At 59.2% G+C, this 23552-nt stretch carries 20 protein-coding genes and 1 pseudogene; 9 read left to right on the top strand and 12 right to left on the bottom strand.

Features of this window, described 5'->3' with window-relative positions; genetic code table 11:
• Positions 1 to 299 precede the first annotated feature (299 nt).
• From AC0L39_RS02720 to AC0L39_RS02690, 7 genes are all read right to left on the bottom strand, one after another.
• Positions 300 to 1193, bottom strand: a complete 894-nt coding sequence (locus AC0L39_RS02720) for an autotransporter outer membrane beta-barrel domain-containing protein (RefSeq protein ID WP_473260540.1) — start codon at positions 1191 to 1193, stop codon at positions 300 to 302.
• Complete coding sequence (locus AC0L39_RS02715; RefSeq protein ID WP_473260539.1) at positions 1120 to 3651, bottom strand: beta strand repeat-containing protein; 2532 nt, start codon at positions 3649 to 3651, stop codon at positions 1120 to 1122. The genes AC0L39_RS02720 and AC0L39_RS02715 overlap by 74 nt, the downstream gene beginning before the upstream one ends.
• Positions 3602 to 4030: a hypothetical protein gene (locus AC0L39_RS02710; protein ID WP_473260537.1), complete on the bottom strand. Its 429-nt coding sequence runs from the start codon at positions 4028 to 4030 to the stop codon at positions 3602 to 3604. The genes AC0L39_RS02715 and AC0L39_RS02710 overlap by 50 nt, the downstream gene beginning before the upstream one ends.
• A gap of 28 nt (positions 4031 to 4058) precedes the next feature.
• Positions 4059 to 8156, bottom strand: a complete 4098-nt coding sequence (locus AC0L39_RS02705; RefSeq protein ID WP_473260536.1) for a beta strand repeat-containing protein — start codon at positions 8154 to 8156, stop codon at positions 4059 to 4061.
• Between the two features lie 244 nt (positions 8157 to 8400).
• Positions 8401 to 9486: a TIGR03032 family protein gene (locus tag AC0L39_RS02700; protein WP_473260534.1), complete on the bottom strand. Its 1086-nt coding sequence runs from the start codon at positions 9484 to 9486 to the stop codon at positions 8401 to 8403.
• A gap of 116 nt (positions 9487 to 9602) precedes the next feature.
• Positions 9603 to 10070 carry a hypothetical protein gene (locus tag AC0L39_RS02695; RefSeq protein ID WP_473260532.1) on the bottom strand — a complete coding sequence of 156 codons (468 nt, stop codon included), beginning with the start codon at positions 10068 to 10070 and terminating at the stop codon, positions 9603 to 9605.
• 144 nt (positions 10071 to 10214) lie between these two features.
• Positions 10215 to 11030 carry a hypothetical protein gene (locus AC0L39_RS02690; protein ID WP_473260530.1) on the bottom strand — a complete coding sequence of 272 codons (816 nt, stop codon included), beginning with the start codon at positions 11028 to 11030 and terminating at the stop codon, positions 10215 to 10217.
• A gap of 158 nt (positions 11031 to 11188) precedes the next feature.
• Here AC0L39_RS02690 and AC0L39_RS02685 point away from each other — a divergent pair, with 158 nt between their 5' ends.
• The 9 genes and pseudogenes from AC0L39_RS02685 to pseI all read left to right on the top strand — a co-directional run bounded on the left by AC0L39_RS02685 (position 11189) and on the right by pseI (position 17245).
• Entirely contained in the window at positions 11189 to 12481 is a 1293-nt protein-coding gene (locus tag AC0L39_RS02685) for a lipopolysaccharide biosynthesis protein (RefSeq protein WP_473260529.1), read from the top strand.
• Entirely contained in the window at positions 12471 to 13478 is a 1008-nt protein-coding gene (gene pseB / locus AC0L39_RS02680) for a UDP-N-acetylglucosamine 4,6-dehydratase (inverting) (protein WP_473260527.1), read from the top strand. Before AC0L39_RS02685 ends, pseB begins: the two co-directional genes overlap by 11 nt.
• A gap of 39 nt (positions 13479 to 13517) precedes the next feature.
• Positions 13518 to 14648, top strand: coding sequence for a UDP-4-amino-4,6-dideoxy-N-acetyl-beta-L-altrosamine transaminase (gene pseC, locus AC0L39_RS02675; protein ID WP_473260526.1), 1131 nt, complete (start codon positions 13518 to 13520; stop codon positions 14646 to 14648).
• The gene (locus AC0L39_RS02670) at positions 14645 to 14878 is read left to right on the top strand and encodes an acylneuraminate cytidylyltransferase family protein (protein WP_473260524.1); all 234 of its coding nucleotides are present in this window, start codon (positions 14645 to 14647) and stop codon (positions 14876 to 14878) included. Before pseC ends, AC0L39_RS02670 begins: the two co-directional genes overlap by 4 nt.
• Positions 14829 to 15365 carry a glycosyltransferase family protein gene (locus AC0L39_RS02665; RefSeq protein ID WP_473260522.1) on the top strand — a complete coding sequence of 179 codons (537 nt, stop codon included), beginning with the start codon at positions 14829 to 14831 and terminating at the stop codon, positions 15363 to 15365. The genes AC0L39_RS02670 and AC0L39_RS02665 overlap by 50 nt, the downstream gene beginning before the upstream one ends.
• Entirely contained in the window at positions 15343 to 15651 is a 309-nt protein-coding gene (locus tag AC0L39_RS02660) for a GNAT family N-acetyltransferase (RefSeq protein ID WP_473262501.1), read from the top strand. Before AC0L39_RS02665 ends, AC0L39_RS02660 begins: the two co-directional genes overlap by 23 nt.
• Positions 15641 to 15718: pseudogene (locus tag AC0L39_RS02655) on the top strand (hypothetical protein); the annotation flags it as partial. The gene AC0L39_RS02660 and the pseudogene AC0L39_RS02655, both read left to right, overlap by 11 nt.
• A gap of 180 nt (positions 15719 to 15898) precedes the next feature.
• Positions 15899 to 16123, top strand: coding sequence for a hypothetical protein (locus tag AC0L39_RS02650; protein ID WP_473262499.1), 225 nt, complete (start codon positions 15899 to 15901; stop codon positions 16121 to 16123).
• A gap of 60 nt (positions 16124 to 16183) precedes the next feature.
• Positions 16184 to 17245 (top strand): pseudaminic acid synthase, encoded by a 1062-nt coding sequence (pseI, locus tag AC0L39_RS02645; RefSeq protein ID WP_473260521.1) that lies wholly within the window; start codon positions 16184 to 16186, stop codon positions 17243 to 17245.
• Here pseI and AC0L39_RS02640 read toward each other — a convergent pair.
• The 5 genes from AC0L39_RS02640 to AC0L39_RS02620 all read right to left on the bottom strand — a co-directional run bounded on the left by AC0L39_RS02640 (position 17199) and on the right by AC0L39_RS02620 (position 23525).
• On the bottom strand, positions 17199 to 18512 hold the full coding sequence (locus AC0L39_RS02640) for a hypothetical protein (RefSeq protein WP_473260520.1): 1314 nt from the start codon (positions 18510 to 18512) through the stop codon (positions 17199 to 17201). The genes pseI and AC0L39_RS02640 overlap by 47 nt on opposite strands.
• A 46-nt stretch (positions 18513 to 18558) precedes the next feature.
• Positions 18559 to 18777 (bottom strand): hypothetical protein, encoded by a 219-nt coding sequence (locus tag AC0L39_RS02635; protein ID WP_473260518.1) that lies wholly within the window; start codon positions 18775 to 18777, stop codon positions 18559 to 18561.
• 248 nt (positions 18778 to 19025) lie between these two features.
• Positions 19026 to 20846 (bottom strand): M1 family aminopeptidase, encoded by a 1821-nt coding sequence (locus AC0L39_RS02630; RefSeq protein ID WP_473260516.1) that lies wholly within the window; start codon positions 20844 to 20846, stop codon positions 19026 to 19028.
• On the bottom strand, positions 20818 to 22611 hold the full coding sequence (locus AC0L39_RS02625) for an ABC transporter permease (RefSeq protein ID WP_473260514.1): 1794 nt from the start codon (positions 22609 to 22611) through the stop codon (positions 20818 to 20820). The genes AC0L39_RS02630 and AC0L39_RS02625 overlap by 29 nt, the downstream gene beginning before the upstream one ends.
• Positions 22612 to 22625: 14 nt before the next feature.
• Positions 22626 to 23525 carry an ABC transporter ATP-binding protein gene (locus AC0L39_RS02620; RefSeq protein WP_473260512.1) on the bottom strand — a complete coding sequence of 300 codons (900 nt, stop codon included), beginning with the start codon at positions 23523 to 23525 and terminating at the stop codon, positions 22626 to 22628.
• Positions 23526 to 23552 lie beyond the last annotated feature (27 nt).

Raw genomic sequence — 23552 nt, 5'->3', positions numbered from 1 at the left:
CGGCGGCTTTCGGGATTCACGGTCGTCCGGACGAACGACCGATATTGGGGCGCGAAGCTGCCGTTAGATTTTGCGTGGAAGATTGGATTGCCATCTCAGGAGGGCATCCATGGGACGTTTCATGGTGTTTCGTTGCTCATTTGAATATTAAGCTAAACATTTCAATACTTTGCTTGTATTCTTCGAATCCCTCCGTCTCCGCCACCCACCTTCAGCCAATGCTCTTGCCAATAGGACGTTGCGCGAAAGGTGACATGACCCGGGGGTCAGCGCGCTGCTGGAACACTTGCTCCGTCTGCTCAGAACCTGAACCTTATACTCGCAGAAGCGCCAAAGCCTTCGATATCGCCGCCGGTGGCATATTGCGCCTGGAAGCCGCCGCTTACCGCATCATCGCGGTCGCCGATCGAAACGCCGCCGAAGATCTCGCCGTAATCGCCAACTGGATTGTTACCGAAAACAGCGTCCTGGCCGCCGCTCGAGAAGGTGACGGTGTCCTCGCCTTCGAATTCGTGCACATATCGCCCACCAATGTAGATATTGCCGCTCGAGTTTCCGATCTCGAGCCCGTGTCCGATCCGTCCACCGATCTTGCCGAGCAAGCCCTCCCCGTCATCGAAGTCGAAAAAGCCCTGCGGCGTTTCGATCCGGTCGAGATCGGTCGACAGGTAGGACACCGAGACAGTAGGCTCGAAGAACAGCGAGCGGCGATCACCGATCAGCGCGCCGGCTTCAGCGGTCACACCAAAGACCGACCCCTCGATTTCCTGTGTGATGGGATTGGCCGAGCCCGTGACATCGCCGGACACGGAATCGTATTTTACCAGGACATTGGCAAAAAACGGTGCTGTATCAATGGCGACATAGCCACCGATATTCAGGACGTCGAAATTGACGCCGTCAAAGGTGCCGTCGAACTTGAGAACACTGCTCAGATAGCCGCCCGTGACACCGTAGCGCAGGACATCATCACCAAGATCGACGCCAATCTGTGCACCAAAGAAATCCTGCTCGTAGTCGATATCGAACAGATTGGTCACACCGTTGACCGTTGTGCCGCCAACCTGTTCGCGGTCAATCTGAGAACCGAACCCGGCGACCCAGAAACGCGCGCTGCTCTCACCAGAACCGCTGAGGCTGCTCTCGATGCTCTCGGTACGAGCGACGCGCTGCCATCTCGCCTGCCCAGGCATCGCTGGACGCCTGCCAGATACTGCGTGTCGTTTCTCCCAGACTGCCCAATTGTATCGCGCGCACGTTCGGCGCTGCTGACAGGAGGAAGTCATTATTGGCGGTATCGAAACGAAGGCCGATATTGATAAAGCCTGCCGTCTGCACACTCTGTGCAAGCTCGAAAGCCGTTTCTGCCGACCCGGCTCCTGCATCGACGAGCAGGATATCGATATCGAGCGTCACCGGAATGGCACCGATCTGATTGAAGATAATCGACGTGCTTCCGGTGGCCGATCCGCCGATGGTCAATACGTCGGCCAATCCGTTTTCGGCTGCCAGGTCGAGCACCAGAGCAGACTCGCCAGAGCCGGAGAAATCGCCTGAGGAAACGAATGAACTGCCTGTCACGCCATTGCTCAAATCGATCGTGCCGCTGTTGGCAAGCAGATCGAGACCATCGAAGGTCGCAGTGCCGCTGGCGAGTATGACGCCGGTGTTTGTGAACGTGTCACTGCCTTCACCGAAATCGCTGCCGCCATCCGCTACAAACGTCCCGGCGTTATTGAAAGCATCGGCGCTGTCAGTCAGCGTCACGAAGCCGAGCACCGTCCCCGCATTGTTCACGGTCGCTGAATTGCCTTCGATACGCAATGCCTGGCCGCTGGCCGCGCTCACCGTTCCTGCGATGTCTATATTGGTGAGGCCGCTGCCGTCATTGCTTGCGAAAATGCCGGCGCCCGCGCCCGATACATCCTCCACGGTAACGTTGAGATCGGTGCCGGAATTAAGCGCAGAGATACCATATTCGGACGCGCCGCTGACGGTATCGGTGGCTGTGACAGTCAGCGCACCTGAGCCGTAATTGGCCGCGCTAATGCCGGATTGACCGCCCATGCTCTCGGCTGCATCCACCGTCAGGTCGGTACCGGATGCCGAGTTGTAGGCAGCGATCCCATCGCCCGTCGCTCCGCTCGCGGTTCCCGTAGAGGTGACGGTGAGAGCGCCGCTACCGTAATTGCTTGCTTCGATGCCATCGACGCCGCCAGTGCTATCGGCGGCGTTTACAGTGAGGTCGGAGCCGTAATTGCGCGCGCGGATAGCCGCCAGCGCACCGGTGGTCTCGGCTGCGTTAACGGTGAGGGTGGTCCCGAGTGACGAATTGTAGGCGTTGATGCCATCGCCCGCCGCCCCGACAGCAGTCCCGCTCGAAGTGATATCGAGTGCGCCGGTGCCGTAATTGCTCGCGTCAATGCCGGAGATGCCGCCTGATGTGTCCACCGTGCTCACATCAAGGTCAGTCCCTGAATTGCGCGCATAAACTGCATCGCCATCCGCTCCGGTGGCCGTGCCGGTCGCGTTAATGCTAAGCGCGCCGCTGCCGTCATTGATAGCGCGGATGCCAGAGATACCGCCGATGGTTTCAGCAGCGGTGATTGTCAGGTCCGTACCGCTGTTCATCGCCAGGATGCCAAAGTAATCGGCACCGGTCGCAGTGCCTGTAGATTCGATGACGAGCTCGCCGCTGCCGCTATTCTCAGCGTAAATGCCGGCCATTGCGCCTGTCGTTTCCGCCGCAGTCACCGTCAGGTCTGTCCCGCTATTCATCGCGAGAATGCCAAAATAGTCAGCGCCGGTCGCAGTGCCGGTAGAAGCGATAGTGAGCGCGCCTACGCCCATATTGGATGCCAGGATGCCGGAACGAGCGCCCACAGCATCGGCGGAGGCTACGTTCAGGTCCGTACCGCCTGCCGAATTGTAGGCATAGATGCCCTCGCCTGTATCTCCACTTGCGGTGCCGGAGGACGTGATATTGAGCGCGCCGCTTCCGTAATTGCTGGCATTGATGCCATTGACGCCGCCCGCGGTGTCAGCGGCGTTCACGATCAGGGCGGTGCCATTGGCCGCATTGAAGGCGTAGATGCCGTCGCTCGCATCGCCGGTCGCGGAACCGGATGACGTTATGGTCAGCGCGCCGCTGCCATAATTTTGCGCGGCTATGCCGAATTGCCCGCCCGCGCTGTCCGCCGAAGTGACGGTCAGCTCACTACCGCTTACCGAATTGAACGCGAAAATTCCGTAATAGGCCGTACCGGTAGCCACGCCGGTCGAAGAAATAACAAGCGCGCCGGAGCCGTAATTGCGGGCAAGAATACCGCTCTGGCCGCCACTGCTATCGGCGGCGATCACGCCAAGGTCTGTGCCATAATTCAGCGCATCGATTCCAGTGTCCGACGTTCCGACTGCCGTGCCGGATGAAGTAATGGTTAGCGCGCCGGAGCCATCGTTTCTCGCATCGATACCGGAGACGCCGCCTGCGCTGTCTTCGGCGATAATGTCTAGGTCGGTACCGGAATTAACAGCGCTGATCCCGTAAGCGTCAGTGCCCGTCGCCGTGCCGGACGAGGTGATGGCGAGCGCGCCGGAGCCGTCATTGATCGCATCGATACCGCTGGTACCGCCAGTCGTGTCGTACCGCATTCACAGTCAGATCGGTGCCGGTCGCCGAATTGTAGACCGTGACACCATCGCCAGTCCCTCCACTTGCAGTACCGGTGGAAGTGACGTCAACAGCTCCGCTGCCGTAATTGCTCGCATCGATACCGTTGACGCCGCCATCGCTGTTCGCAGCAGTCACGCTGAGATCGGAGCCATAATTGAGCGCGCGAATGCCGGAGAGCGCGCCAATGGTATCGACCGCATCAATGATCAGCGCTGTGCCGGTCGCCGAATTATAGGCGTAGATACCATCGCCAGAGGTCCCGTTTGCAGTGCCAGTCGAAGTGATATTGAGCGCACCGGTGCCGTAATTTCTCGCATCGATACCTGACACGCCGCCTGTGCTGTCGGTCGCGGTCACTTCCAGGTTGGTTCCAGAGTTGCGCGCGCTAATTCCGTCGCCGGTCGCCCCGCTTGCGGTGCCGGTACGAGGTGATGCTGAGTGCGCCGATACCATCGTTGACGGCGCTGATGCCAGCGATCCCACCTGTGGATTCCGCCACAGTCACTGTCAGGTCCGTGCCGCTATTCATCGCCAGGATGCCAAAATAGTCAGTGCCGGTCGCGGTGCCGGTTGAGGAAACGATAAGCTCGCCAGTGCCCAGATTGTTGGCCAGAATGCCCGAGCGAGCCCCGGTCGCGTCGGCAGACGTCACGCTCAGATCGGTGCCGCCCGCCGAGTTGTAGGCATAGATGCCTTCGCCAGTGTCGCCATTCGCGGTGCCGGAGGAAGTGACGCTGAGCGCGCCGCTTCCGGTGTTTTGGGCATTGATGCCATTGACCCCGCCCGAGGTGTCAGTCGCGGTCACATCGAGATCGGTGCCCGCATTGCGAGCATAGATTCCATCGCCAGCGTCCCCGCTCGCTGTGCCAGTCGAAGCGATGCTAAGCGCCCCGGTTCCGTCATTCTCTGCACGGATTCCAGACACACCGCCGCTGGTATCAGCTGCGGTCACCGTCAGGTCCGTGCCGCTATTCATCGCCAGGATGCCAAAGTAGTCGGTGCCGGTCGCGGTGCCGGTTGAGGAAACGATAAGCTCGCCAGTGCCCAGATTGTTGGCCAGAATGCCCGAGCGTGCGCCGGTCGCGTCGGCAGACGTCACGCTCAGATCGGTGCCGCCCGCCGAGTTGTAGGCATAAATGCCTTCACCAGTGTCGCCATTAGCCGTGCCGGAGGAAGTGACGCTGATCGCGCCGCTTCCGGTATTTCTGACATCGATACCCGATATACCGCCTGTGCTGTCCGTCGCAGCCACCGTGAGATCGGTGCCTGCATTGCGCGCGCTGATGCCGTAATTCGTCGTGCCAGTCGCCGTGCCGGAGGAGATGATGGTCAGGGCGCCGGTTCCATCGTTGTCAGCGTTGATGCCGTTGCGATCTCCAGTGGTATCCGCCGCAGCCACGCTCATGTCGGTGCCCGTATTGATGGCCACGATACCGTCCCGCGCGACACCTGTTGCATAGCCGGTCGAGACAATCGAAAGCGCGCCCGACCCGAAATTTCTTGCCGATATGCCGGACTGGCCGCCAATAGCCTCATTGGCGGTGATATTCAGATCCGTGCCAGGCAGCAGGTTGAATGCGAATATGCCATATCCGCTAGCTCCGCTCGCGGTGCCGGTCGAGGTGATGGTGAGCGCGCCGGCACCGAAATTGCGCGTATAGATCCCGGAAAATGCACCGTCGCTATCAGCGGCAGTCACGCTCAAATCGGTGCCGTAATTGCGCGCAATGATTGCGTCGGAGCTGCTGCCTGTCGCGGTGCCACTGGACACGATCGTCAGCGCGCCGCTGCCATTGTTCGTCGCGGAAATGGCGATGTTGCCGCTCGTGTCGGCGGCAGTGACGCTGAGATCGGTCCCGCTGACTTCGTTTCTCGCGTCGATACCCGCCCGGTCCACTCCGCTGCTTGTCCCGGTCGATGTAATTGTAAGCGCCCCGGTACCAAAATTTCGCGCGAAGATACCGAAGGACTGGCCGCTGGCGTCTGCCGACGTGATGGTCAGGTCTGTGCCGGTCAGCTCATTGCGCGCGTAAATGCCCTCCCTGGTGCGGCCCGTAGCCGTTCCGGTCGAGTTGATGTTGATCGCGCCAGTGCCTTCATTGCGTGCAGAGATGCCAGCGATTTCGCCGTCGCTGTCCGCAGACGTAACATTGAGATCAGTGCCAAAATTGCGGGCGCTGATCCCGTATTCGACCAGACCGGTCGCTGTTCCGGTGGATATGACAGAAAGCGCGCCGCTCCCTTCGTTTCGGGCAGAAATGCCCGACACACCGATCGTATCGGCAGCGGAAATATTCAGGTCCACTCCATTGGCCTGGTTAATCGCGTCGATGCCAAAGGAATCGATCCCGCTCGCCGTTCCGGTCGATGCGATGTTGAGCGAGCCAGTGCCGAGATTGCGCGCAAGAATGCCGCTCGTCTGACCGCTGGTATCGGCAGCAGTGATATTCAAGTCGGTGCCCGCTGCCGAATTGCGCGCAAAGATGCCTTCCCGGTTGCCGCCGCTCGCCGTCCCGGTGGACGTGATATCGGTGACGCCCGTGCCATAGTTCCGCGCGCGAATACCAAACGTACCGCCGTAGCTGTCGACCGAGTTCAGAATGAGATCGGTCCCGTTTGCCGAATTGAACGCGTAGACGCCGTCGTAATTGGTGCCGGTCGCCGAGCCGGTCGAGGTCACATTGAGCGCACCGGTTCCTGAATTGCGCGCCTCGATCCCGACATTCGCCCCCGTGCTGTCAGCGGCGGTGATCGTAAGGTCCGTGCCAGCGCCCGAATTGAACGCATAAATCCCCTGCTGCGTCGTGCCGCTTGCCGTGCCGTTGGAGGTGATGGTCAGCGCGCCGCTGCCGTAATTGCGCGTGAATATCCCTGCTGTTTGACCGTTTGTGTCGGATGCCGTGATGGCAAGATCGGTCCCTGCGCCCGAATTGATCGCGAATATGCCTTCCCGGCTGCCGCCGCTGGCCGTTCCGGTGGAAGTGATATCGAGCACGCCTGTCCCGTAATTCCGCGCGCGAATACCAAAGGTGCCGCCAGTGCTGTCGGCAGCAGAGATGGTCAGGTCGGTCCCGACCGCAGAATTGGAGGCGAATATCCCATCGTAGTTTGTGCCAGTCGCCGTTCCAGTGGAGGTGATGCTGAGCGCTCCGGTTCCGGAATTGCGCGCCTCGATCCCGACATTCGCGCCCGTGCTGTCAGCGGCGGTGACCGTAAGGTCCGTGCCGGCGCCCGAATTGAACGCATAGATCCCTTGCAGGGTAGTGCCGCTTGCCGTGCCATTGGAGGTGATGGTCAGCGCGCCGCTACCGTAGTTGCGCGCGAAAATTCCGGTCGTTTGCCCGCTCGTGTCGGCTGCGGTGATAGTCAGATCGGTTCCTGCGCCCGAATTGACCGCGAATATGCCTTCCCTACTGCCACCACTCGCCGTTCCGGTTGAAGTGATATCGAGCGCGCCTGTCCCGTAATTCCGCGCGCGAATACCAAACGTGCCGCCCGTGCTGTCGGCAGCAGAGATGGTCAGGTCGGTCCCGACCGCAGAATTGGAGGCAAAAATCCCGTCGTAGTTTGTACCAGTCGCCGTGCCGGTCGAGGTGATGCTGAGCGCACCGGTCCCGCTATTGCGCGCTTCAATCCCGACATTGCCGCCGCTGCTATCGGCAGCGGTAATGGTCAGGTTAGTTCCGGAGGCCGAATTGCTCGCATAGATCCCTTGCAGAGTCGTCCCGGTTGCAGCTCCAGTGGAGGTAATGGTCAGCGCACCGGTGCCGTCATTGCGCGTAAAGATGCCAGTCGTCTGACCGCTCGTGTCAGCCGCCGTGACAGTCAGATCCGTTCCTGCGGACGAATTCAGCGCGAGAATACCCTCGCGGGTGTCGCCGCTGGCCGTGCCATTGGAATTAATCTCGAGAACGCCTGTTCCGTAGTTTCGCGCGCGGATACCAAAGGTTGCGCCGTAGCTGTTGCCAGAATCGATGGTCAGGCTGGTTCCGGAGGGCAAATTGGAGGCGAAGATGCCCTCGTAATTCGCTCCGCTCGCAGTGCCGGAGATGGAGATGGAGAGCGCGCCGCTGGAATTGACTGCGGCGAGGCCGCTTCCCGCACCCAGCAGGTTGCTGGACCCGCTGAGCTGGGTGACAGTTACGTCGCTGCCCGTTACCGACAGTGCATTGCCAGAACCCGCGGTGGTATCGACGTCAAACCCGTCTTCGATATCGACAGTGCCGGTCACGTTTTGCGTTGTGGTGGCCGGAGCGCCATTGTCCTCGCACACCCAAACGTCGGGCGAAGTTTCGACGCAAGCATCCTGCGCGGCGGCGGGGCTGCTGGCAGCAATCAGCGCAATCGGCGCTACCGACCAGCGCAGCAGATTGCGGGCGATTGAAACAGGCGACGACGCGCCCTCGCAAGCTGCAAATCCGCTTTCAGGAACAAGACCCAGCTCCGGAGAATAGCTGGCTGCGACGCCTTTGAACTTCGTCATGCGGCACGCCGCGCACCATGCCCGGGCCGAACCAGACGCGTCGCGGCGACTGACCGCTCAAGATAGTCCAAATGCTCTTTTTAGCGACGACACCGATGCTCTTTTCCGGCATAATTCCCCCAAACGGAATTGGTCGCTGGCTTGCCCAGCGTTTCCAGTATGCGCGACCGCGGGGCGATTTATGGCCCTCTATTGGGCAACATTACTAAAGCCTTAGAGCGAGGTAACCTGCTCAGAGGGGTAGCTACTCAATAGTGATGAGGGTCGCGGAATCAGCCGAGTTGGGTGACACTGCCATCGGACAACGATATCCAGCAACAACGTGAATGTCGTATAGCTCGCCGATGTCGCCATCGATGCGAAACCAGTCGACGCAATTGCCGGTATGCGTGTCGATCACCTGCACTCCGCACCACGGCTCGCTATCCGCATCGATCAATTTCTGATCAAGCGCCAGGCCTTCGAACCTTTTGTACCGCGGTTTGGACAGACCTACGAAAGCAAACTGCCCGTGGAAGGCCAGCCCGCGCAGGAAACCGGGGCAGAATGCGACTGGCTGGAAGTGGCCCATCTCACCGGAACCATCTGGCATTTCAACATATCCGAATTCGCCAGTGCCCGCGTTGAGGACCCACAACTTTCCGTCATGCCAGCGCGGCGAATGCGGCATGGAAAGCCCTTCGCAAACGATCTCGTTCTTTTCGACATCTATGACCACACCGCCATCGGCCCGCCGATCGCGCCAGCCATCGATCGTGTCCGACTTGGAAACCGCAGTGACAAACGCTGCGCGGCCATCGCGGAATGCGAGACCGTTGAGGTGACACCGGTCCTCATCGACAATATCGCTCACGAAAGCGGGCTTCCAGAATGGCGCGAAGGAATGGCGCTGCGATAGCTTTGCGAGACAATTGAAACGCGTGTTGACGAAGACCACCTCGCCCGCCGCATCGATCCCGACATCATGCGCGTCGAGCTGCCCCGTCACATGGATGGTGCGCGGCATGAAACATGCGTCATAGGTCTGGTTGATACGCTGGTCCGCCTCCAGCAAATTCTCGAATCGGATGATCTGCGCCGCCCCCGACATGATCAGGCTATTCTCGCCATCGGAGCAAAGACCCATGGGCTTGGGCATTCCTGATTGGTGCAGGTGCGGTTCGCCCCGCTCGGTCGAACCGAGCATGTATAGAAAGCCTGACTGATAGGAAGTGAAGGCCAGCGCCGCGTTCATTTGGGCGAGGCGCGGAATGATGCCGGCGGAAAGCGAATATTCGACTTTCGGCGGCGCTGCTCCTGCCTGGCTTGCGGAAATCTGCTGCTCTTCCACGGCCACTCTTCCCCTGTGTGATTGCGCACCGGACGAAGCCGGTCTGGCCGCATCTACTGCTGGATCGGGGCGGAAAGGTAAAGCTATTCGAAAGAGATGCTTGGCTGGCAGGGCTTTCAGGCCACGAGAGTTTGCGTCGCCAACGGCGTTTCGCGTGACTGCTCGAACTGGGCAGGACGCAAATGCCGTCTCAGGATCGCGGCAGCCTCGCGGTGAAGCTCATCGCTGTCCGCACCGTACGATGCGTCATAGCTCTGCATGACATCGCGCCATCCGGGCATCTGATAGAAGCCTTTCAAGCGGTCATAGATATCATCGCTCCACCACGGCATCGAATAGACCAGCCGGCTCGCAACAAATCCATTGGAGTCGAAGATGAGTCCGTCGAGACTGGATAGGTAGGCGACAGGCCGTCCCGCGCTCAGAACGTTCAATGCGACCCCGCTATTTCCGCAAATGACCATGTCGCATGCCGCGATTTCATCGCCGAGCGGATTGCCGATCGTGAGCTCGACATGCTCGTCCTGCGCCCCAAGTCCGGAGAAATCGGTCCTGAGCAGTGTAACGGGATGCTGGCGAATCATGATGCGCGCGTACCGGCAGGCTAAGGCGTATTGTGGCTATAAGGCTCTTGAGGACCTCGACCTTGGTGCATGCGGTCAGGAAGATTCCGACCGTCTTCACTTCTTCGCACCATTCCATTTCGCGGGCCGTGCCCGGCTCACCGATTAACGTGACTTCGGTACCGTGCATCGGCTGCGATGCACGTAGGTCTCGGTTATTTTCTCACCGTAGAATAAGGCGCAATCGGCGAGTACCGGGGGCACAACGGCCCCATTGGCAGGCACCGGTGCATGGTTCGAGTAAACAACCCGCTTCCCACAGCGATGCGCCGCTGCCGCCATTCCAACTGCCTCGGGACTATAATTGCTGGCGATGATGGCTGCGCCTATCGCCGGATTGTCGATGAAGAGCTTCGAGAACCGCATGTAAAACGCGAGCGCACTCGCTATTCGGGCCGATGGCATGAAACTGTGCGTTTGTGTCAGTGCCCTGAGGAATGACCAAATCCGCGGAGCCGCACCAAGCATCCGAATTCCCGCTTTTAACGGGGCGGTGGCTGCGATGTGTTTGCGCTCTACCGAGAGATGGAGAATATCGACGTCGGGTGCCAGTGCTGCAACGCGCGCGATCGTCTTGTGCTCGTTGTCGAAGCTGGCAATCGACACGGCTTCTGCGTCATTGCCTTTGTCCGGCCCGACCGAGACCATGCATTTGAGCATGTAGATGAAGAGTAGAAGCGGCTGATAAAACTGCGAGCCAGCCTTTGCATAGAGCATATCGACAAGCCGGTAGAGAGCGTTCTTGTCCTTTATTTCCTTAAAGACCGCTGCGCGTCCGTCAGAGGTTTCCATCTGGCGTACGATCGCGAGGGCGGTGGCAAGGCTATAGCGGTCGCGCTTTGCACCGGTACCGTTTTCCGGCGCAATCGCATCGGGCGCCTGTGAGAAGACATCGACTACATTAACAGCTTTGTAAGCCACGCTGGTCTACCTCGATACAACCAATCATTCCGAGTCAGCCGGAAATGACCTGACAGGATTGAGGGGCTTTATCTCAGGCAATCGTTAAGAATTTAGGTTTACAGCTTATCAAGCACTGGCCCTGGCGAGTGTAAGGGGCAATTGCACAAGAGCGCATGATGATACGCAAGACATTTACGATCGGCGCCAAGAAGTTTCTGGCGCTTCAATCGCTGTTCTATGTGTTTGCGAACGGGGTCGAAGCGCTCGTCCCATTCCTGCTCGCCCCCATCCTGACCCGCATGCTGGATCCCACGGGCTACGGAATCTGGGTGCTGTTCATCACCTACGCGACGTTCCTGCGACCGATCGTCGGGCTGACGACCCAGGACGCGATCCGGATGCGCTTTTACGATTTCGATCAGAAGCAGCTTGATCAGTTTACCCACACCGCATTGTTCGTAATGCTGGCGCTGGCCGTGTTCGTTTCCGTGATCACGCTGGTGTTCGGAGAAGTTCTGGCGACAGCAACGAAATTCCCCGAGGCCTGGCTAATCTGTATCGTGGTCGCCGCTTTCCTGTACGAGGTTTTCTACACGGTCCTCGCTCTCCAGCAATTTCACAATCGCCGCGCAGCGTTCCTCGGAACCCAGGTGATCCAGGCTGTGCTGAGCATGATTTTCATCGTCGCATTCCTGCAAGCAGGCTGGGACTGGCGCGGCGTTGTCCTCGGGCGGATGCTGAGCATGGGTATCGCAACCCTGTTCTCGCTGCGCTCGCTCGGTTTCACCGTCTCGTCGCTGATGCGTATTCCGCAGCGTTCGTTCTACCGCAACATCGCTTCGTTTGGAGTGATGTACTGGCCTGCAGGCGCTGTCGTCATGGCGATGGCGACGGCAGACAAGGTTATCGCTGCGCACTATCTCGGTGTCGAGGCCAGCGCGATGTACGGGGTCGCGGCCCTGTTCGCATCCGCGTTCTGGATGGCCAATTACAGCTTCGTGATGGCGTGGACACCGTGGTTGTTCCGCAAGCTCAAATCGGCTGCCGAGGATGGTCTGCAAGAAGTCGCCTCGGTGTCGATCCTGTATTTCGTCCTGGCAGCAATCGCAGCGGTCGTGTTCTATTTCCTCGCCTTGCTGGTCGCACCGGTCCTGCTCGGGGAAGCATTCCACAGCGCGATCCCCCTGCTGCAATATGTCATGCTGGCAATCGTCCTGCAGAGCTACTTCACGCACAACCTGAAATTCCTGCATTTCGACAAGCGCGTCGAGGTCATGTCCATCTGCAGCGCGCTGACTATCGGGCTCAATATCTGGCTCAGCATCCGGTGGGCGCCGGAATTGGGAATTCGGGGTATTATGCTCGCCACCGCGGTTTCATTCGCCGCGGCATTCATTATGAGCGGATTGCTCGTGATGGCTAGCTACGTAAACCTTCGAAAAGGAGCGAAATCCTTTGTTGGACAATAAGAGCATTCTTGTCACCGGAGGGACCGGATCGTTTGGGCGCGCCTTTGTAAGGACAGTCCTTGCCAAATATCCCGGCGTGCGGCGTCTCGTGATCTATTCGCGCGATGAGCTCAAACAGTTCGAAATGAGCCAGGAGTTTCTGCCACAGGACCACCCGTCGCTGCGCTATTTCATTGGTGATATTCGCGATCAGGACAGGCTGCGGCGCGCGCTCGAAGGCATCGACATCGTGGTCCATGCTGCGGCGCTGAAACAGGTGCCAGCTGCCGAATACAACCCCTTCGAATGCATCAAGACGAACGTGCTCGGCGCGCAGAACGTGATCGAGGCGCGCCTCGATAGCAAGGTTTCCAATGTTGTCGCGCTCTCCACCGACAAGGCTGCGGCTCCGATCAATCTCTACGGCGCTACAAAGCTGTGTTCCGACAAGCTCTTCACCGCCGCCAACAATGTCAGGGGCTCCCGCGATCTTCGCCTGTCGGTCGTCCGCTATGGCAATGTGATGGGAAGCAGAGGTTCGGTCGTACCGTTTTTCCTTGCCCAGCGCGAAACGGGCGTGATCCCGATAACCGATCCGACCATGACGAGGTTCAACATCTCGCTCGAAGAAGGCGTGCAGATGGTCCTGTGGGCGATCGAGAACGCGCATGGCGGCGAGATCTTCGTGCCGAAAATTCCAAGCTACCGTATCACCGATGTCGCCGAGGCAATCGCACCGGAATGCGAATTGAAGGTGGTCGGGATACGCCCGGGTGAAAAAATCCACGAGGAAATGATCACCACCAGCGACAGCCTCAATACGATCGATCTTGGCCCGTATTATGCGATCCTTCCAAGCACTGCGGATCATATGGCGGAAACCGCACACGAAAAACACGGCGGCAAGAACGTGGAGCCCGGCTTCTCCTACAATAGCGGGTCAAATCCGGACTTCCTGACGGTTGAAGAGCTGCGCGGGCTCATTCGCCAGCATGTCGATCCGACGCATGAAGTGTGATGGCGCAAGGCATTCCCTATGGTCGTCAGTCGATTACCGATGCTGATATTGCGTACCGTTGTCGAGGTCCTCAAGTCCGACTTCCTGACCCAGGGCCCGGTCGTCCCGGCCTTTGAACAGGCAATCGCCGCGCAATGCGGCGCGAAACACGGCGTCGCTGCAAATAGCGCAACGAGCGCGCTTCACTTGGCCTGCATGGCTTTGGGAGTGGGACCGGGCGATATCGTCTGGACCAGTCCGCTGACATTCGTGGCAAGCTCGAACGCGGCGCTTTATTGCGGCGCCGATGTCGATTTCGTCGACGTGGACGAACGCACCTACAATATATGCCCTATCCGGCTCGCCGAGAAACTGGCGCAGGCCGCAGCGAACGGCGCCCTGCCCAAGGTCATCATCCCGGTCCATCTCACAGGCCAATCGTGCGACATGGCGGCAATCCATGCAGCAGCAAGCAAACATGGTGTGCGGATCATCGAAGACGCATCCCACGCCATCGGCGGCAGCTATCGCTCTCAGCTGGTTGGCAATTGCCGGTTTAGCGACATAGCGGTCTTCAGCTTCCACCCGGTCAAGATCGTGACGACCGGAGAGGGCGGCATGGCGATGACCAACGATGATGCGCTGGCCGAATCCATGCGCCTCAATCGAAGCCACGGCGTGACCCGCGATCCGGATATGCTGCAACAGGACGATGCCGGGCCGTGGTATTACGAGCAGCAGCAGCTCGGCTTCAATTACCGCATGACCGATATCAATGCGGCACTGGGCCTGAGCCAGATGGACCGATTGGGCGAATTCATCGAACGTCGCCGGAAGATCGCGAACGTCTATGACAGCGCCTTTGCCGACATGCCGTTAATGACGCCCTGGCAGCACCCCGATGCCGCATCGTCGTGGCACCTCTACGTGATCCGCATCGACCAGCAGAGATCAGCGCGAAATCACCGCGAGGTTTTCGAGCAATTGAGGTTGGCGGGGATCGGGGTAAACCTGCACTACATCCCGGTCTATCTTCACCCCTATTACCGGCAGCTAGGCTTCAAGCCCGGGCACTGCCCCAATGCGGAGGCCTATTATTCCGAGGCCATCAGCCTGCCGATGTTTCCGGCATTGACCAGTGAGCAGCAGCAAAAGGTCATCGACGAGGTGACGAAGGCTGTTTCCCCATGAACATCGCCATCATTCCCGCACGTGGCGGCAGCAAGCGCATACCGCGAAAGAATGTGCGCCCGTTCTGCGGCAGGCCCATGATCGCCTGGCCGATTGCAGCGGCGTCCGCTTCGGGCCTGTTCGACCGGATAATCGTGTCGACCGACGATGCAGAAATCGCGGAGGTTGCGCGGCAGGCCGGTGCGGAGACGCCCTTTATGCGGTCGAGCCGAACTGGCAGACGATCATAGCGGAACCACCGATGTAGTTGTCCATGCGCTGTCCTGGGCGCTCGAGGCTGGCTGGGAGGTCGAGGCGGCTTGCTGCATCTATGCCACCGCCGCTTTCCTTGCAGCAGACGACCTGGCGGACGCGCGTAAACTGCTCTCGCCCGAGTGCGACTTCGCGTTTCCCGCCGTGCGTTACGGTCATCCGCCGCAGCGCGGCTTCCTGAGCGGCACAGATGGCAGTCCTGAGTTTCTGCAGCCCGAACATCGGAAAACCCGGACGCAGGACCTTCCGCCGGTCTTCCACGATTCCGGTCAATTCTATTGGGGCACGCGCGAGGCCTGGCTGGAGAAACAGCCATTCTTCGGACCGCGAACACGGTTCATCGAACTGCCGGAATGGCGTGCGCAGGATATCGACCGCCCGCAGGATTGGGAAATGGCGGAACGTCTGTTCGCGGCGACTCGGGACAACGGAAGGGGCCGTCATGAACTTGATGGACAAGATTGACGCGCTAGAGCTTCGGCCTATCTGCGACCTCACTCAAGCACAGCAGATGGACCTTCTCGCCATCCGCAATCATCCCGAGGTGCGGCGCAACATGTATTCATCGCATGAAATCGGCGAAGAAGAACATCGCGACTGGATTGGGCGGTTGGCTAACGATCAGCAGAAGCGATCTTTTGCGGTCTATCTTGACGATACTCTCGTCGGGGCGGTCAATTTCAGCGCGATTTCGCTCGAAGACGGTACGAGCCGACTGGGGTTTCTATCTCGACCCATCACTGCAGGGTAACAGGCTTGGCACGGCACTGGGCGTCATAGCTCTAGATTATGCGTTCGAAACTGTTTCCCGCTTAAATGGCGAGGTGCTCAGCTTTAACGAGCGCTCAATTGCGTTTCACGAGAAATTCGGATTTAGGCGCAAAGGTTTCCGCCGCCGCCAAATCCTGCGTGACGGCCAATTCCACAACGCGGTATTGCTGGAGCTTTCTGCCGAAAATTGGCAGAGAAAGAGGGCGGATTTAGTAAGGAATCAATTGATGACCGAACGCGGCGACGAACAAGCTTACTACATGGACATTATCGACGCGATCGAGAATGTCCGGACCAAAAACAACAAGAATTGGATGGATTTGCTCCGGCTCGCATTCCGGCACGCGCCAGAGGACGCCGCGCAGATCGTCGCGGAGATTTACCGCGAGGATAGCGAAATCTCGAAGCTGTCCGACAAGCTTACTCGGCCTCCACCCTCGGGTCTCGGCTAAAGACCCTGCATCCCAGTTGCTGCCGACGCCCAAGCATGGCGAGCCGAAGGAATATCGAGAATGATGAACGCTCCCGAAATCAGTATCGACGGTCGGCGCATCGGCCCCCATTTCGAACCCTATGTGATTTGCGAGCTGTCCGGTAATCACAACGGCAGCCTCGATCGCGCAATCAAGCTGCTTGAGGCAGCGGCAGCGACCGGCGCTGATGCTATCAAGATCCAGAGCTACACGCCGGACACGATCACCCTTGATCACCCCGCGCCAGAATTCCGCCTCGAAGGCGGCTTGTGGGATGGCCGCACCCTTTATGATCTTTACTCGGAGGCGCAGACCCCTTTTGAATGGCATGAACCGCTTTTTCGCCGAGCCCGTGAACTTGGAGTGACGCTGTTTTCCTCCCCGTTCGACGTGACTGCAGTCGACATGCTCGAACAGCTGGATGCGCCAGCCTACAAGATCGCGTCATTCGAAGCAGTTGACCTTCCGCTGGTGGCGTATTGCGCGTCGAAGGGGAAACCGCTGATCATTTCAACCGGCATGGCCAATCTCGAAGAGATCGGAGAGGTCGTTCAAACTGCGCGCGACAACGGGTGCAAGGAGATAGTACTGCTGCACTGCGTTAGCTCCTACCCTGCCCCTGATGAGCAATCGAACGTGCGCACCGTGCCCGATCTTGCAGAGCGTTTTGACGTTGTGTCCGGACTTTCCGACCACACTTCCGGATCACCGGTCGCAGTGGCTTCGATCGCTCTGGGCGGCAGCGTCGTCGAAAAACATTTCACGCTGCGGCGCGCCGATGGCGGTCCGGATTCGGCATTCAGCCTTGAACCGGAAGAATTCACGAGTCTCGTTCGGGACTGCAAGCGGGCATGGCGTGCGCTGGGCAATGCGACTTATGATTTGCAAGGAAGCGAAAGCGGCTCGATCCAGTTTCGCCGGTCACTCTACGTCGTTCGCGATGTTGCAGCTGGTGAGGAACTGACGCGCGAAAACGTCCGTTCAATCCGCCCTGGTCACGGGTTAGCGCCCAAGCACCTGCCCAAGGTGCTCGGCGGTCAGGCAAGCCGTGATCTCAAGCGAGGCGAACCTCTTGATTGGACTGCTGTTCGCCAAAAATAGACGCGCGGCCTAATCGGCCCGCACGTAATATGTATATTCGAGCCATTCGCCCTTGTGCTCGTGCACCGTACCGGTATTGCGAGAGTATCGCCTGAAACCGTTCATCCTCGGCAAACACCTGAGTCCATGTGACCTTGATGTGGTTCAGCGGCCAACTGGTGCTGTTATCAAGGATGAGCACTTCTGGCGGCTTATCCTCCCACAGCCGCAGCATTTCGTCATGCAGCATGAGACGTCCGGGATCTTCGAGAGTGATCGGCGGCGCCTCGATATCAGCATTTTCAGGCCGATCGAGCGGCTTCAGCTCCGTCGCGACATAGGAGTTGTTCATGCTTGTGTTCCAGCGCACTCCTCCATGCGATGCGAGGTGCTGGCTGAATGGAGACGGATGCATCGTAAGGACGCCTACGCGCTTTCCTTCGACCGACAATCCGGCATCATCCATCGCGGCGTCTAGCTCGTTGACGGTCACCTGATAGATGGCCGAGTTATTGAATTCTCCGAGCACAGGCCTGGCCAAAAGAAGCGCCACGGCCACAACCATCAAGAGTTTCGTTTCGCGATATGTCATCCACAGCCACGCCATATAAGCTAGCGTGATCGGAAAGAGGTGGTGGCTGTACCAACGCGACTGGATCGCGGCCACGATGATGGCACCAAGCACCATTGCAAAACCGATTGCGGTCACTCTTGCAGGCAGTTTGTAGATCGCTGCCATGAGAACGAAGAATAGCGCCAGTGCACCATGAAGTGCTGCTTGCTGCAAGTTCGTCTGCCGATTGGTCAGATTGGCGTCGATCGCACTGACAATCGCTGCAATGGCCTCACGCTGAGCCGGGTCCAAGACAAGCCAGAACAGGAGATAGAGCGCGACAATCGCGCCTGCGACAAGGTTCTCGATCCGGAACAGCTGCGCCGGCTTCCGCCGGATCGCGGCATCGGCAATCTCCACGAGGAAAACGACGATGCTGTAGAGGTATTTGAGCAGCAAGGTTGCGCCCATCCACAGACCCAGAACAAGCCGGACTTTCCAGCCAATTTTTGTATTGTCGGGATCCGAAATGCGGAGCACCAGGTACGGCCAAAGCCCGAGCACGACCAAATGCTCGCGCAACCCGAAAAGGTTTTTGTACAGTACCGGCACGATCACGAGCAGCGCCACCGACCCGACCAGAAAGAGCGGTGTGGCTCCCACGGTCCGGCGGCGTATCCAGTATGCGAAGCCGGTAGAGAACAGCACCGCAACACTTGTCATCAAGGTGACCATGAGATCGAGCCTGAGACCGCTCAGATCACTGAGCCACGCTGCGAGACTAAACCACGTGCGTTCGTACCGGCGGAAAATAGAGACTGTAATCCTGAAACGAAGCGCCGAGGGCATTGGCGAGACGGCCAGACAGGGCAGCCGCGGCAAGGTCGGTGTGAACCGAATAGAACGACGCGTAGAACAGCTGAAGACCGCCGATAAGGCAGATCGCAAAAGCGATATAAGCGCCGACGGAAGGGAGCGACCACGGGCTGTCTGTGCCCAAGACAGGCCGAGATCCAGCGACAGGAGACCCCGTAATGGTCGTTTGCATGTTCGTGGTCATTCTCAACCGGATCCTATCGATAACGCGGAATTGCGTGTCATTCAGGCAGCGCCTTTGTCGAGCAGTCCCGGGCGGTAATTCAGGTCATGAGCCGCATCGGTCCAACTCCACTCGAAGCCGTTTGCCGCTGCATAGCGCAAAGTCTTGAGAATAGGGTTAATGGACTGGCGGTCCTGCAGTGCAGCCGGTCAGCTGGTCGAAGCCAGATTGTCGTCCGAATTGCGATCGACGTATTTGTTGTAGGGATCGATCCCTACCCACTCGGGTCGCCGATCGGTGACGATCGTGATTTTCTGCTCGCCCGAGCGGATCGGACGGCGCTCCATCAGGATGACGTTTTCGACCGCGAACGCCTCGCCGCCGGGGCGTTCGGTGAACAGGCCGATCTCGATCTGGTCGGACAAATCGGCCTCGGTCTCGGCGCCCTGCCCGTCGGCATAGAACTTGGCTGCGGAGATGGTCATCGTCGTCTCGAACGATCCGTCCGGCAGCTCGCGGATCACGGCGTCTTCTGCCTTGAAATCGTAGACGGTAATGCGCTGCAACAGGTCTCGCACCAGATCGCGTTCCTCGCCGGTCCGCGCGAGCGAATAGAACCCTTCGACCAAATCCTTGGAGCTTGCATAAGGCTGGCTCTTGAAGCGGTAGCGATCCAGCAGGCCCGCGAGCATTGCGTTGACCCGGTCTTCGCCCAACCTGTCCTGCAGCAGATACATCACGACCGAACCCTTGCGGTAATGAATGTAGCCCTGGTTCTCGACCCGCTCGAGCGGAAGTTCCTCGATCGCTTCTCCGCCGCGCGCGCTCAGGTAGCTGTCGAGCTCGAATTTGAGGAAGCGCCGCATCTGGTCTTCGCCATAGAGGTCCTTCATCACCATCAGCGCCGAATATTGCGCAAGCGTTTCGACCAGCATGGTCCCGCCCTGCATGTCAGCGCTGATCAATTGGTGTGCCCAGTATTGATGCCCGACTTCATGAGCGGTGATGTAGGTGACGTAGTCGATCTCTCCGGGGTCGGCGAGATTGGCGAGGAAACCGATACTCTCCGAATAGGGCATTGTCCCGGCAAAGGCCTGCGCGAAGCTGGCATATCCGGGGAACTCTATCACCCGCGCATGGTCGAATTGATACGGTCCGAATTCTGCGCGGTAATAGCCCAGCGATACCTCCATCGCATCGAGCATTCGTTCGACATTGTAGGGGTGCTGCTCGTCGTAATAGACCTGAAGCTCCACGCCGTCCGCAGTCTTGGTCGCGATCTCATAATCGGCGGATTGCACCGAGAAAAACCCGAGGATCGGAGCGGTGGACCGGAACCGCGCAATCCGGCGGTCGCCGCGCGTTTCGTCCGACACCTTCGAGCCAGGGGCGATGGGAACCTGATCGGCGGAGGTCGAGATCGTGATGTCCGAATTGACCCAGTCGACATTGCCAACATAATTGCGCTCGCGCGCGCTCTCATCCTCGAGCTTGGCAGGGCGCAACTCAGGCTCAAGCCCGTAACGCCGCCGGGTCGCACGGTCTTGTAGCAGTCCGCTGCGATCCATCCCGAGCTGAGGTGCAAATTCGCTATTGTTGAGGAAAGTCCCGTTCTCGACCAGACGCGTGCCGTAGCCAGTCGTCGTCAGCGCCTTGTGCCAGCGGCGACTGGTGAATGAGAGCGTCGCCTGCTCGTCCACGCCGAGCGGCGTGTCGAAGCGGTAAATCCGGTGCTGATAGGTTTCGTCGTTCGCCTCGAGGGTGGCGCCGGGAAGATCGACGCTCAGCAATTCGGTATCGGGATCGCTCAGACGGACGTGCAGCAGCTCGACCGGTGCTCCGGTATCGTTGACCATCCGGTAAGTGCCACTGGCCTCCATCCGCCGTTCTTCAGGGAAGATGTCGATTGAGAGCGTAACATCGGTGAGCGAAGGCTGCCGCACGCTCTCATATTTCAGATATTTCTTCTCGTAATTGGCCAGCAGCTTCTCGTTCGCGTCTTCATTCCGGTATGTGTTTTCGACATTCATCTGGTTGAACAGAAACGCACCGGTTCCGGCTCGCGACCAGCACGCCCGCCAAGGCGAGCCCGCCTGCGGTCGAGGCGAACCTGCGCGGCAATTGCTTGACGCGCGGCATCAGCTTTGTCTCCGTACCGCGCCGCCACAGCAGGTGCGCCAGCACCGCGAGCAGGATTGCAAACCCGCCCCAATACAACCGCAGCCACCAGCCAAGCGCTCCTGCAACGGCATCACCGTTCATGTCGGAAACCGGATTGAAGCCGGTTGTGCCGTAGAGCAGCAGCGGGTGATCATAGCCCAGATTGTCGAGCGTGATCGCGGCCACGAGGTAAAGGACCATGATGCCCCAGCCGATAAACTTGTTCGGGCTGAGCGCTTGGACGAACACGGCCAGGACCGCGATCAGCACCATGTCGATCGTGTAGGGCAGGACGTACCACTCGAAATATTTCTCGAGCTCGAAATCGAAGTATCCGCGAGCGGCCTGCACGGCGAGCGCGGCAATCACGGAAACGAGCAGGGTCGACAACAAGACAAGCGTAACCGCGATGGTCTTGGGCACCATGTAAGCCCATCCCGGCAGCGAAGTGCTGTCGATGACCTCGTGGAACTTGCGGTCACGGTCACGCCAGACAAGCTCGCCGCCATAATAGATCGCGATGATGATCGGGATCAGAGTGAAGGTCCCCTCCAGCAGCGGGATGAGGGCAAAAGTCGCCGGGACAGGGGGCGTCCCATAGAGTTCGGTTCCGAAAACGAGCGATGTTGTGCTGTTGAACAGGCCGATGACCAAGAGCACGATGAAAGCCGGGCTGCGGACCACCTGACCGATTTCGAACCGTGTCGTCTTGATAAGCCGGGCCCATCCCGCCTTCTCGGGCTGTGTTGGCGGCAGCTTCGCAACCTGGCGTGGCTGATCCTTGGCGAGCTTGTCGGCTTTCTTTGCTAGCCTCTTGGCCTTGCGCGCCGACACACCCTTGTCGGAAAAACTGAACCGCCAATAGGCGAGCGCCAGCGCCAGTGCTGCGAGGGCCAGCGCCATGAGGCGATTGACGAGGATCGTCCCCGCGAATGCAGGCATCCGCGCGTTTGATTCGGCGGCGGTCCAGTACCTGAGTTCATTGGCGACCGCGCTGAAGCCAAGCGGATCGACGAACGCCGCTGTATCGCGGTATTCCGGCTCGCTGCCCACCACTACATTGAACACGACATAGATCACCAGGAAGCCGACCACCGCGACGTAGGAATACATCATCGACCGGGTCATCGTGGCGACCGCGAAGAACATGGCGCTCAGCAGGATAACGGTCGGCGCAGCAAACAGGGTGTAGCTCAAGGCGTAATCCGCAAACCGGTTCGCGCCCACGGTTTCGGGATCGAGCCACGGCATCAGCGACCCGACGAAGATCGCCAGCGGTATGATCATGAAGGCAAGCAAGGCCGCGATTGTCGCGCCCGCAAATCGTCCCATCAGATAGGCGAATTTTGAGACCTGGGTAGAGCGGACCATCGGCCCAAAGCCGCTTTCGTCGTCGCGCACCACCACGTTCGCGACAAAGGCTGTCGTTACGAACATGTAGAACAGCGTCAGGATCATCTGCGTTTGCAGGATCGCGACGGGACTGTTCACATTGATATTGCCGCCGCTGCCGATCTGGATGTTCTCACTGGCGGTGGCGCCGAAGGTCAGCAGAAAGAATATGACGAGCGCGACCCAAAAGACCGGGTTTCGGATCTGGTAACGCAGTTCGAACAGCGCGATCTTGGCAAACATCGTGGCTCTCCCGTTCAGGCGGCTGCGATGACAGCGGGATCGACACGGCGGCTGGCGGTGAGAGTCGAGAAGTACACATCCTCGAGCCCGCCATCGACAGAGTGGAAACCGTCTCCGGGATCGGTATGCGACATGATGTGGACGATGGTCTTGCCCGCAAACAACCGGGTGGAAATCACCTCATACATCTTGCGATAGGTTTCGATTTCCCCGCGATCGATCGTCTTGGCCCAGATGGTGCCCTGCGATTTCTCGATCAGGTCCATCGGAGCGCCCTCCAGCTCGATCGAGCCTTCGACGATCACAGCCATACGCGGGCACAGGTCGGCGACATCCTCGACGATGTGCGTCGAAAGGATGACGACGACGTTCTCTCCGATTTCTGCCAGCAGGTTGAGGAAACGGTTGCGCTCTTCCGGGTCGAGGCCTGCGGTTGGCTCATCGACGATGATGAGGTCGGGATTGCCGATCAGGGCCTGCGCAATGCCGAACCGCTGACGCATCCCGCCGGAAAAGCCAGCGATCGCTTTCTTGCGCATGTCCCACAGGTTCACCTGGCCAAGCAGGGTTTCGACTGTATCCCTGCGCGCGCTCTTTGACGCGATCCCTTTCAGGACGGCCATGTGGTCGAGCATGTCATATGCCGATACTCGCGGATAGACACCGAAATCCTGCGGGAGATATCCCAGCCGCTTGCGCAAGGCCTCAGGCTCCTGAAGGATATCGATCCCGTCGAAAGTGATCGCGCCCGAGGTTGGCGTCTGCAATGTCGCGACCGTGCGCATCAGTGTCGATTTGCCCGCGCCATTGGGTCCGAGCAATCCGAACATGCCCTTCGGGACAGAAAGGGTCACGTCGTCGAGAGCGCGAACGCCGTTGGAATAGACGTGGCTGACACCGCTTAACTCGAGCATTGAAACATCCCTCCTGGCGCGCTGAAA

Source organism: Erythrobacter sp. K21-9, assembly GCF_055808355.1.
This window is presented reverse-complemented; position numbering and strand designations above follow the sequence as displayed.